Origin of the sequence: Thermococcus sp. (assembly GCF_027063845.1) — an archaeon.
Classification (GTDB): domain Archaea; phylum Methanobacteriota_B; class Thermococci; order Thermococcales; family Thermococcaceae; genus Thermococcus.
Genome location: NZ_JAMOQU010000023.1, coordinates 1 through 9,779 on the forward strand (window position 1 = coordinate 1; position 9,779 = coordinate 9,779).

Annotated in this window: 13 protein-coding genes and 1 pseudogene; 5 read left to right on the forward strand and 9 right to left on the reverse strand. The window is 55.3% G+C overall.

Annotation, left to right across the window (positions count from 1 at the left end):
- Positions 1 to 905: TRM11 family SAM-dependent methyltransferase (locus tag MVO87_RS02125; RefSeq protein WP_297552034.1), on the forward strand; the 905-nt coding region annotated here is incomplete at its 5' end.
- Here the strand turns inward: MVO87_RS02125 and MVO87_RS02130 are convergent.
- The 4 genes from MVO87_RS02130 to cgi121 all read right to left on the reverse strand — a co-directional run bounded on the left by MVO87_RS02130 (position 902) and on the right by cgi121 (position 4,053).
- Positions 902 to 2,095 (reverse strand): MFS transporter, encoded by a 1,194-nt coding sequence (locus MVO87_RS02130; protein ID WP_297513070.1) that lies wholly within the window; start codon positions 2,093 to 2,095, stop codon positions 902 to 904. The two genes, MVO87_RS02125 and MVO87_RS02130, sit on opposite strands and share 4 nt — an antisense overlap.
- A gap of 11 nt (positions 2,096 to 2,106) precedes the next feature.
- Positions 2,107 to 2,370 (reverse strand): TMEM165/GDT1 family protein, encoded by a 264-nt coding sequence (locus MVO87_RS02135; RefSeq protein WP_297513072.1) that lies wholly within the window; start codon positions 2,368 to 2,370, stop codon positions 2,107 to 2,109.
- 9 nt (positions 2,371 to 2,379) lie between these two features.
- Entirely contained in the window at positions 2,380 to 3,558 is a 1,179-nt protein-coding gene (locus MVO87_RS02140) for a pyridoxal phosphate-dependent aminotransferase (RefSeq protein WP_297552036.1), read from the reverse strand.
- A gap of 87 nt (positions 3,559 to 3,645) precedes the next feature.
- Positions 3,646 to 4,053 carry a KEOPS complex subunit Cgi121 gene (gene cgi121 / locus MVO87_RS02145; RefSeq protein ID WP_297513076.1) on the reverse strand — a complete coding sequence of 136 codons (408 nt, stop codon included), beginning with the start codon at positions 4,051 to 4,053 and terminating at the stop codon, positions 3,646 to 3,648.
- Positions 4,054 to 4,212: 159 nt separating this feature from the next.
- Here cgi121 and MVO87_RS02150 point away from each other — a divergent pair, with 159 nt between their 5' ends.
- From MVO87_RS02150 to MVO87_RS02165, 4 genes are all read left to right on the forward strand, one after another.
- Entirely contained in the window at positions 4,213 to 4,404 is a 192-nt protein-coding gene (locus tag MVO87_RS02150; RefSeq protein WP_042691673.1) for a ribbon-helix-helix domain-containing protein, read from the forward strand.
- 66 nt (positions 4,405 to 4,470) lie between these two features.
- A complete protein-coding gene (ftsZ, locus tag MVO87_RS02155; RefSeq protein WP_297513079.1) occupies positions 4,471 to 5,706 on the forward strand; it encodes a cell division protein FtsZ in 1,236 nt (411 codons plus the stop codon).
- A 27-nt stretch (positions 5,707 to 5,733) separates the two neighbouring features.
- Complete coding sequence (locus MVO87_RS02160; protein ID WP_297513081.1) at positions 5,734 to 6,504, forward strand: ParA family protein; 771 nt, start codon at positions 5,734 to 5,736, stop codon at positions 6,502 to 6,504.
- On the forward strand, positions 6,491 to 6,811 hold the full coding sequence (locus MVO87_RS02165) for a CopG family transcriptional regulator (RefSeq protein WP_099212146.1): 321 nt from the start codon (positions 6,491 to 6,493) through the stop codon (positions 6,809 to 6,811). Before MVO87_RS02160 ends, MVO87_RS02165 begins: the two co-directional genes overlap by 14 nt.
- 54 nt (positions 6,812 to 6,865) lie before the next feature.
- Here the strand turns inward: MVO87_RS02165 and MVO87_RS02170 are convergent, their stop codons facing one another.
- From MVO87_RS02170 to MVO87_RS02190, 5 genes and pseudogenes are all read right to left on the reverse strand, one after another.
- The gene (locus MVO87_RS02170; protein ID WP_297513085.1) at positions 6,866 to 7,321 is read right to left on the reverse strand and encodes an FAD synthase family protein; all 456 of its coding nucleotides are present in this window, start codon (positions 7,319 to 7,321) and stop codon (positions 6,866 to 6,868) included.
- Position 7,322: 1 nt separating this feature from the next.
- Positions 7,323 to 7,841 (reverse strand): RNA-binding protein, encoded by a 519-nt coding sequence (locus MVO87_RS02175; protein ID WP_297513087.1) that lies wholly within the window; start codon positions 7,839 to 7,841, stop codon positions 7,323 to 7,325.
- The gene (gene pyrF, locus MVO87_RS02180; RefSeq protein WP_297513089.1) at positions 7,832 to 8,473 is read right to left on the reverse strand and encodes an orotidine-5'-phosphate decarboxylase; all 642 of its coding nucleotides are present in this window, start codon (positions 8,471 to 8,473) and stop codon (positions 7,832 to 7,834) included. The genes MVO87_RS02175 and pyrF overlap by 10 nt, the downstream gene beginning before the upstream one ends.
- A 4-nt stretch (positions 8,474 to 8,477) precedes the next feature.
- Positions 8,478 to 9,071 (reverse strand): DUF4443 domain-containing protein, encoded by a 594-nt coding sequence (locus tag MVO87_RS02185; RefSeq protein ID WP_297513091.1) that lies wholly within the window; start codon positions 9,069 to 9,071, stop codon positions 8,478 to 8,480.
- Positions 9,072 to 9,117: 46 nt separating this feature from the next.
- A pseudogene (locus tag MVO87_RS02190) lies at positions 9,118 to 9,779 on the reverse strand (inositol-3-phosphate synthase); the annotation flags it as partial.

Here is a 9,779-nt window from a genome sequence, read left to right on the forward strand (position 1 = left end):
GCGAGGAAGCGATAAGAGACCTTGAATATGTCAGGCTCTTCACTGTCAGCCTCTACGGAAGGGACGACTGGAGGCTCTGGCGGAAGCTGGGAAGCGCCGTAAAGAGGGAGTTCAAAAGGGAAGGCCCCGCCAAGTTCTTCAAGCCCGCTAAGGTTTACTCCATGCCGGCAGAGCTGATTCTGAAGGGCTTCCCAGAGGTTAAGGACATCGTTTTCCTGTTCCGCGACGACGGGAGCTTCCTCGTGGGCGAGACGGTTAAGGTTACCGACCCCTTCGAGCTGAAGAAACTCGACGTGGAAAGACCAGTTCAGAGGCCAATCCTCTCGATTCCACCGAGGCTTGCCAGGATAATGGTGAACCTCACCGAAGTGAGGAAGGGCCTCTTCCTCGACCCATTCTGCGGTATCGGAACGGTCCTTCAGGAGTTCGTCCTCCAGGGGTTGCCCGCTTACGGGAGCGACAGAGACCATGAAAGGGTGAGGGAAGCGAGGCGGAACATCGAGTGGCTCAGGCGGGAGTTCAGGCTCAAAAACTCAGCGAGGATAGAGGTCTGCGACGCAAGGAAGCTGAAGCGCTGTTTCTGCGAGCGCTTTGACGCGATAGTTACCGAGCCCTACCTCGGGAAGCCCCTGAAGAGGAACCCGAGCAGGGGAGAGGCGATAAAGCTTGCCAACGAGCTGGACAGGCTGTACTTTTCGGTCTTCGAGAGCTTCTCAGACGTCCTAAAGAGGAACGGGAGGGCCGTCTTCGTCTTCCCCGCATACAGGCTGAGGGACGGGAGCATCTACCGGAAGGAGCGGAGATGGCTCGGGAAGCTGGGCTTCGAGGTTCTGTCGAGGCACCTCGACTACGAGGAGAGGCATCGCTTGGTCAGGGACATCCACGTGATAAGAAAAAGGAGTTAAGAGAGCTCCTCGACCGGGAGCTTCATCCTGCTCGAGGCCAGCAGGAGGAGTATTCCAAGCAGGGCCATGCCGAGGTAGATTATCATCCCCGTCGTGACGCTTTTCACGAGGACGAACATGACGTTGGGAGCGACCGCGTTCGCTGAGTTCGAGATGAGTCCAAGGGCGAAGCTGGCCTCGGGGTATATTTCCTTCGGGTAGGCCGCTGGGGCGGTGGTCCAGAAGGCCGGACCCGTTCCCTGGACGATTCCGGTTATTGCTATTCCGAGGAGCGCGAGGGTGTAGTCGTTTGCGCTTATGGCCTTCCAGACGAGGAAGAGTCCCACGAAGGTTACCGCGTATGAGAGAGTCATGACGCTGACGATGGCCTTGAACAGACCGCGGTTGCTGGTGTTCTTAACCGAGAGGCGGTAGCCGAGGTAGCCCATGATTATTGACCAGAGACCCATCGAGACCTCAAGGGTCATAACGAGGTTCGCCACCTGGGAGTCGCTGAACTCCACGTTGTGGAGCGTAAACGAACCGAGGGTGAAGATAATCCACAGGGCCGGGAAGAAGGTGAAACCGAAGACCCATGTGAAGGGCATCTTCCAGACGTTGACCCCCGAGGAGTGCTTCTCCTTGGGAATCTCGAAGTCCTCGACGAAGAGCCACCAGATTGCGAGCATGACGTACATGAGTACGGCCGAGATTAGGAACGCCTGGGTAACCGATGACCAGCTCGCGTCGCTTCCACCTGCCCACTTGGCGAGATTTATGCCGTAGATTCCACCCCAGAAGATTCCGGACAGGATTACACCCTTGGCAAAGGGCCTTTCGGCTACGAATAGCCTTCCAATCTGGTTGCTGAACACCGCTATGAGAGCGACGATAAAGCCCTGGAAGAAGCGGAGCGCAACCACACCCCACCAGCTGGGCATGAAGGGAATCAGGAACTGCGGAATTGCGGCGAAGCTGACGATTAAAGCCACGCTCCTCTTGAAGGAGCCCTTGAAGAGGCTCGTTCCGCCGAGGAGGAACGCGACAAAGAGACCGACGACGTAAGCGGTCTGCTGATAGCCCATCATTGCCTCAGTGATGCCGTAGTGCGTCAAAACCGCGTTCTTGAACTTCTCGAGCATGTGCATCGTTCCAAAGCCCGAAGCAACGAGAAGTGTGTTAATCAATACCGTTGACCACCTCTTGTCCATGACAACCACCCCTAGAGTTTTCCAAGCAGCATCAGGACGCCGAAGACTATGAAGAGCAACCCGGCGCCTTTGTGTATCAGTTCCATGGGGAGGACGTCCCCGATGACGTCGCCCAGAAGGGCACCAATGAGGTTAACGGCCGCGAGGCCAAGGATTGCACCGATAAAAGCAGTTTTCCAGCCGTACTTAGAGGCGAAGGCTATCGTCGTCAGCTGTGTCTTATCCCCGAGCTCGGCCAAAAAGATGGCAACGAAAACGGCGATGAGATTTTCCATCGAACCACCTCACAGCTTGGAGAGTGCCTCTTTCATTCTCTCCATCGCCTCGATGAGCTTGTCCTTCTCGGTCGCGTAGCTTATCCTGACCCATCCCTCACCCTGCTTTCCAAAGGCAGTTCCCGGAATGACCACAACGCGCGCGTTGTCAAGGAGCCAGTCCGCGAAGTCCTCGCTAGTCATGTCGAGCTCGGGGTCAATCTTGACCCATATGTAGAACGCTCCCTTGGGCTTGAAGGGCTGTATGTGTGGCATCTCGTTGAGGTACTTGAGGACGAGCCTCCTTCTTTCGTCGTAGACCTGTCTCATCCTCTCAACGGCTTCCCAGCTCCTCTTATCGCGAAGTGCTGTTATTCCCGCAATCTGGACGAACGACGTAACGTTACCGATGACGTAGGCGTGGAGCTTAATCATATCCCTGATGACCTGCTTCGGGGCTATGGCGAATCCAAGGCGCCATCCGGTCATGGCGAAGGTCTTCGAGAAGGAGTTCGCGAGAATTGTGTTGTCCGGAGCGTACTTAATCATCGGATAGTGCTTAGCTCCCTCGTAGATGAAGTGCTCATAAGGTTCGTCACTGAGGATGTAAAGGTTGTAGTCCTGGGCTATGTCTGCTATAGCCTTGACGACGGATTTTTTCATAACGGCTCCAGTCGGGTTGTTGGGGTAGTTGATGACAATCATCCTCGTCCTCTTCGTTATCGCCTCGACGAGTTCATCAGGGTTGAGGCGGAACTTGTGCTCCTCGCGGAGGGGAATCCTGATGATTCCTGCCTCGGCTATCTTAGCGTCTTCCACGTAGCAAACGAAGGCCGGGTCCGGGATGATAACGTCATCGCCCTGCTCGAGGATACTCTGGAATGCCAGGTAGGTAGCCTCATAAGCACCAGCGGTGACGAGAATGTTGTCAATATCAACATCAACATTGTAGAAGTCCTTGTAGTACTCGGCTATGGCCTCCCTAAACTCGGGAATACCTGCGTTGGGCGTGTAGTGCGTGTAGCCCTCATCGAGGGCCCTCTTCGCGGCGTCCTTAATCACCTCGGGCGTGTCAAAATCGGGCTCGCCGATTCCGAGGGAGATAACGTTTTCCATCTTCGAGGCCTTCTCGAAGAGCTCCCTAATCTTCGAGCGCTGGATTATGTTTATCCTTCCGGCGAGGAAGTATTTTCTCTTCTTGTAGCGCATTCCTCATCCCCCCGGGCACTGCGGGGGTCTGCAGGGGCTCATATATAAATTTATCCTCAAACCAAGCTGGAAAAAAGGTGATTTTTTCTACAAAACTTCGACAAGTGCGGATTTTTCAAAAAAAGTTTTCGCAATCTCCTCGGGACACTCACCGATGGGAAGCTCTTCCAGCCCCAGTTCCTCAAGGACCCTCCTCGCGTCATCCTCACTCCCGAAGACCACCAGGAAGTTCTCGCCCGGCTTTGCACCGACCTCCCGTATAGCGTCCTTAATCTGGAGCGTTCCGGCGAGGCGGAGGAGCAGTTCTCCACCGAGGGTCTTCGCGTGGTTAGTTCCCCGCTCAAATGCCCTAAGAGCGAGTATCGACGCGAAGGCAACGGCCTTCCAACAGCCAGTATTGACCATCTGAACGTTCCCCCCAAGGTAAGGGATGACCTCCTCAACGTTTCGAACCGAGACCCTTGCAATGAAGACCCTCTCCGTTACGCGAATCACTTCCGAACCACCGTCTTTTCGTTTAGACCACTACCTTAAAAGGGTTTTTCAAAAAATTTTTGAAGAAGATAATATAGAAATATTAACACAGAAGCACAAAGTATTTAACTAATTAATCACTACCTATCCCAGCGGCTCAATGGACGTGGTGGTGCAGGAATGAGCAGGATGAGAATCATAAGTGTCCAACTTCCACAGGGCCTCATAAACGCTATGGACCAGCTTGTTAAGAAGGGTGTCTATCCCAACAGAAGTGAAATCATCCGAGAGGCCATTCGTGAGCTTTTGAAAAAGGAACTGTACCGCCTTGAGACTGAAAACCGCTCAACGCCTGACTACATTATAAAATAAGCCGCTCGAATAAGACCTAAAATAAGGAATAAAATCAGCTCACACTCAACGCTGGGGGTTGGGGCGATGGTGTTTAAACTGCTTGAGCAGGCGGGAATAAAGATAGACCTTGACGACGAGCCAAAGAAGCCAAGGATGGAAGAGAGCCTCATAGAAGATGACGACGACCTGATAAAGATTGTTATAGTTGGTGTTGGTGGCTCCGGTAACAACACCATAACTCGCCTGTACGAGCTCGGCGTCCAGGGGGCAGAGCTCATAGCGATGAACACCGACGCGCAGGCGCTGAAGCACGCGAAGGCCCATAAAAAACTCCTCCTCGGTAAGGAGATAACGCAGGGTAAGGGCTCTGGTGGAGACCCCGAGATAGGCTACCGCGCGGCCGAGGCGAGCGCCCACGAGATTGCCGAGACCATCGGCGACGCTGACCTCGTCTTCATAACCGCTGGAATGGGCAACGGAACCGGAACCGGTGCGGCACCTGTTGTGGCGAGGGTCATCAAGGAGCGCGCCAGGCACAACGGTAGGTTTAGAGAGCCCCTCGTCGTGAGCGTTGTAACGTTCCCCTTCAAAAACGAGGGCAAGCTGAGGATTGAGAAGGCCAAGGCGGGAATAAAGGCGCTCCTCTACTACTCGGACACCGTTGTGATAATCGAGAACGACAAGCTCCTCCAGCTCGTTCCCAAGTTGCCGATAAACGCGGCCTTCCGCTTCGCCGACGAGATAATAGCCAGGATGGTCAAGGGCATAACCGAGACGATTAAGCTTCCGTCGATGGTGAACATCGACTTCGCGGACGTTTACAGCGTCATGAAGAACGGTGGAGCGGCTTTGATTGGAATAGGTGAGAGCGATTCGAGCAACAGGGCAGTCGATGCCGTCAAGAACGCCCTTCAGAACAAGCTCCTCGACGTTGAGTACGGAAGCGGTGAGAAGGCCCTCGTCCACTTCACCGTTGGTCCGGACGTCAGCCTTGGCGAGATTAACGAGGCAATGAATATCGTCTACGAGAAGCTTGGCGAGAAGAGCGAAATCAAGTGGGGAGCCAGAATTGACGAGGATATGGGCAAGATGGTCAGGGCCATGGTGATAATGACCGGCGTCAAGAGTCCGCACATTCTCGGAGGCGAAACGGCACTCCAGCTCGCACCAAAGGAGTCCCTCCTGCCCGCAAAGCCCAAGAAGACCTTTGAGTCCTTCGAGGACAAGCTCTACAAGACCATAGCCAGGAGGGAGGAACCGAAGGGCGGACTTCCACCCTACGTGAGCAGGGTCCTTGACGACTTCGAGGACCTTTCCTGACTCTTTTAACTCATTCGGGTGAAAACCATGGCAGTGGTAATCAGCGTTGCCAATCAGAAGGGGGGAGTCGGGAAGACGACCCTGACGATGAACCTCGGCTACGCACTGGCCGATATGGGAAAACGCGTCCTGCTCGTTGACGTTGACCCGCAGTTCAACCTGACCTTTGGTTTAATCGGAATGAGGGTTCTCGACTACGCCGAAAGACATGTCGGAACGCTCATGACGAGGGAAAGCGAAATCGACGAGAGCCTGATAAGCGTCCGGGAAAACCTCGACCTCATTCCGAGCCACCTGAACCTCTCTGCAAAGGAAATCGAGATAATCAACGCCTATAACCGCGAGAGGAGGCTTGAGAAGGCTCTACTGCCAGTTCTACCGGACTACGACTACGTTTTAATAGACAACCCACCGAGCATGGGAATCTTCCTCGTCAACTCGCTCACCGCTTCAGACTACGTGCTCATCCCGCTCGAGCTCAGCTACTTCGGCGTCATAGGGATGCAGCTCATGTTCAACCTCATGAGGATGATTCGCGAAGAAACTAATGAGAACCTTAAACTGCTCGGACTGGTCCCCAACAAGTTCACCAAGCAGACCAAGGTGCCGAAGCTCCGCCTCAGGGAGCTCAAGGAGACCTACCCGGACGCACCGATACTCACGACGATTCCGAAGGCGATAGCCCTTGAGAAAGCCCAGAGTGAGGGTAAGAGCATATTCGAGTTCGACGGCAAGAGTCGCGCCGCGAAGGCCTTCCTAAAGCTCGCGAAAGAGGTGGTTGGGATTGCCGAGGGATAAAATTCCAAAGCTCTTTGACGGCTCGATAGACGAGCTCACGAAGCCGAGTAAGCCCAAGAAGGAGCGCAACCTGAAGAAGGAGAAGATGCAGAAAACGCTCTACGTCAGCAGGGACATGAACATGAAGCTCATTCAACTCTACGCCGAGGAAGGGAGAAGGCAGAGCGCCATCGTTGAAGACGCCGTCAACCTCTACTACTACCTCCGCCTCGCCCTCGGGGAGAAGAAGTTCGAGGAACTTTTAAGCGCCGTGAAGAGGGAGGACCCCGAGTTCCTTCGCGATTACATCTCAAAACTGAGACCTTGAACTCAGGGCCCCACCCCGGGTGAGGTCAAATCAGCGGTAAAATAAGCCGTCAAATCACTCGCAGAATTCCTCGACTATTCTCCTTATTATCTTGCTCGTCTTCGCTCGGTCGCTCTTGTAAAGGTAGGGAACCCGTATAACCTCGGCCTCTATTCCGTGCCTCCGCAGCTCCTCCTTGAGCTTCTCGCAGTTGAAGTTCTGGTCCGGACCGATTGCTATAACGTCCGGGTCTATGCGCTTCACGAGTTCGAAGTCTATCCCGCCGGGCGAGCCGATGTAAACCTCGTCCACGTATTTTATCGCCCTCAGCAGTTCCGCCCTGTCCTCTGCCGGATTTATCGGGTTCCTCCGCTTGTTCCTCCTGACGGTCTCATCGTGAGCGACTATGACAACCAGCTCGTCGCCCAGCTCTTTCGCCTGCTTCAAAAAGTGGATGTGACCGACGTGGAGGATGTCAAAGACGCCACCGACAAGAACGCGGATTTTCTTGCCCCTCGATGGTTCACTCATCTCATCCCACCGTGACGTTCCAGATTTTATCCTTGGCGTGGTGGATGTTCTTCACTGCCTTCCCCTTGGGCTTCTCCTTCATCGCCTTACCGGTCATCAGGGCTATTCCGATGGCGAGGGGCCTTCCGTACTGCTCTTCAACGACGAAGACGAAGTCGCCTTCCTTGATGTTCTCGTCGGCGTCAACTATGCCCGCGGCCATGACGTCGGCGCCGTTGATGATGTATGGAACCGCTCCCTCGTCAACGACAACGCGTCTCGGCCACTTCCTCAGGTCTTCCTCGTTGGACAGCTCGTAGAGCGCTATGACGAGCGGAAAAATCAGACCCTTTCTCCGTATGAAGAAGGGCTTTCCATTGACGAGAAGGATTTCGGTGGTCTTGTCGAACTCGGCGACCTCAACGCGGTCCTTCTTGCTCAGCATCTTCCCGGCTATCTCCTCGCCGAAAATCTCGGCCATCTCGCGGATTATGGCCTTTACCTCCTTCTTGCTGAGGGGGTGCTTGACCTTCAGCTCCACGCTCTCACCTCCTCGTAAATCCGTCTCGCGCTTTCCTCCGGGTTATCGCTCGCGTAAATCGAACGGCCCACGATGATGTAGTCGGCGCCGGCCTTTAAAACCTCGCCCGCCTTTCCGCCCTGCGCCCCGACTCCGGGAGTCAGGATTTTGATTCCCGGTTTGAGCTTCGAGCGGATATACGCTACCCTCTCGGGCCTCGTGGCGGGGGCTATGACCCCGAAGGGCTCGAGCCGGTTGGCGAGCTCTATCAGCCTATCCGTTACCGGCTGGATGAACTCCCTCGCACCGGGGTGGCTCATCTCGACGACGATTATCGTCTTTCCAAGCTCCATAACCGCCTCAACGCTGTCGCTCCCGACGAAACCGTGCACTATGATGTAATCCGCCCCGGCCTCGAAAACCTTCCCCGCTATCAACCGGTTGGTGTTTGGAATGTCCGCGAGCTTTAGGTCAGCTATGACCGGGAGGCCGGTCTCCTCTTTGAGTTCGGGGATTATGTCCAGTCCGGAACCGATGATGAGGGGCCAGTTCACCTTAATCGCCCAGAGGTAGGCCGCTGTTTCGCGGGCTATCTCAAGGGCCCTCTCGCGCTCGTAGACGTCAAGGGCGAGTATAAGCCTGCTCTCGGCCATCGGCTCACCTCACGAGTGACTTTATCTCCTCCGGCACGTCCTTGAGGAAAACCGCCACGTGGTAGGCGCTCTTCATGGCATCGGCCGGGTTCTCGGCCCACGTGACGATGACCATATCCCCTTCTTCCGGCCCAAGAACGGAGAGCTTTTCCGCCAGCTCGGGCATGGTCTCCCTAAGGGGCCTGCCGTCCTCTGGAAAAACTACCTCTCCGTTTTTAACGACGAGAATCATGGCACCCTTGGCGAAGAATCTTATTGCCTCGTCACGAAGCTCGATGCTCTTGAACTCAGGGGGGTCCTTTACGATTAGGGCGTAGGCAGGGAAGCCCTCGACCTTCCCAACCGCGTGAACCTCCGAAAAAGCCTGCGAAAGCCTCTCAACGAGCTCCCGCCCCCTATCGCTGAGGACGTGACCCCTCTGGGAGGACTCTATGAGCTCCATCCTTGAAAGCTTTCTCAAAAGCGTTCTAACGCTCCCCTCACCAAGGTCAATGAGCTCTGAAATCGTCTTTCTTCCGACGGGATTCTTCATCAGGAACAGAACCGCAACCGCGTCTTCAATCGTGAACTCAGGATACGCTCCCCTCTTCCAGCTCATTCTCACCCACCGAGAAAAGTAGGAAAAGAGAGTTAAAAGCTTGCCGTCAGAGCCATCTCGGCTTGAGTCCGGCCCAGATGCGCATCTTCTCGTGGGCTATGATGCGCGGGATGTTGGGCATCTCCTTCGGGCCGGGGTTCTTCATGTAGAAGGCGTTGACCTCGTAAACGGTTCCGAAGGCCTTCTTCTCGACGGCAATCTTTCCGAGCCTGACAAGGTCGACGAGCAGACCAGCCAAAGCAGGGCTGTCGTTTATCCTGCCAGTGATGACGAGCTCGTCGTGGGCGCCGTTGAATGAGACGTACTCGATGTGCATGGCGATGAACTTCTTGTCACCGAGAGGCTCGAGGAAGCCGGTCGGCTTGATGTAGTGCGGGGCGTCGTAGCCGAGGAGGTCTTTGACGATGGAGCTCTTGGTGAACTCCTTGCTCTTGTTGCGCTCCTTGTCGGTCAGGGCAAGGAAGTCGTTGTTTCCGCCGATGTTGAACTGGGCGATGTCGAGGACGTAGCGGTTCCTCTGGGCGAGGTGCGCGAGGACGTCGGCGGTAAGCGGGGTGGCGCCGGTGGCTCCGTCGTCGCCAAAGATAACGAGGTTGCTCTCCTTAGCGAGCTCGACGAAGGCCGGGTCGTTGGCGATGAGGGTGGGAATCGCGTTGACGAATGCCGCACTGCCGACCTCCTTGGCGTACTTGGCGGCGGCGTAGACGT

What these genes read in the sequence shown, in the direction of transcription:
- pyrF (WP_297513089.1), bottom strand. Translation starts at nt 8,473, where the DNA reads ATGGCCGAGAGCAGGCTTATACTCGCCCTTGACGTCTACGAGCGCGAG.
- MVO87_RS02150 (WP_042691673.1), top strand. Translation starts at nt 4,213, where the DNA reads ATGAGCAGGATGAGAATCATAAGTGTCCAACTTCCACAGGGCCTCATA.
- MVO87_RS02185 (WP_297513091.1), bottom strand. Translation starts at nt 9,071, where the DNA reads ATGAGCTGGAAGAGGGGAGCGTATCCTGAGTTCACGATTGAAGACGCG.
- MVO87_RS02135 (WP_297513072.1), bottom strand. Translation starts at nt 2,370, where the DNA reads ATGGAAAATCTCATCGCCGTTTTCGTTGCCATCTTTTTGGCCGAGCTC.
- MVO87_RS02140 (WP_297552036.1), bottom strand. Translation starts at nt 3,558, where the DNA reads ATGCGCTACAAGAAGAGAAAATACTTCCTCGCCGGAAGGATAAACATA.
- MVO87_RS02160 (WP_297513081.1), top strand. Translation starts at nt 5,734, where the DNA reads ATGGCAGTGGTAATCAGCGTTGCCAATCAGAAGGGGGGAGTCGGGAAG.
- MVO87_RS02170 (WP_297513085.1), bottom strand. Translation starts at nt 7,321, where the DNA reads ATGAGTGAACCATCGAGGGGCAAGAAAATCCGCGTTCTTGTCGGTGGC.
- ftsZ (WP_297513079.1), top strand. Translation starts at nt 4,471, where the DNA reads ATGGTGTTTAAACTGCTTGAGCAGGCGGGAATAAAGATAGACCTTGAC.
- MVO87_RS02130 (WP_297513070.1), bottom strand. Translation starts at nt 2,095, where the DNA reads ATGGACAAGAGGTGGTCAACGGTATTGATTAACACACTTCTCGTTGCT.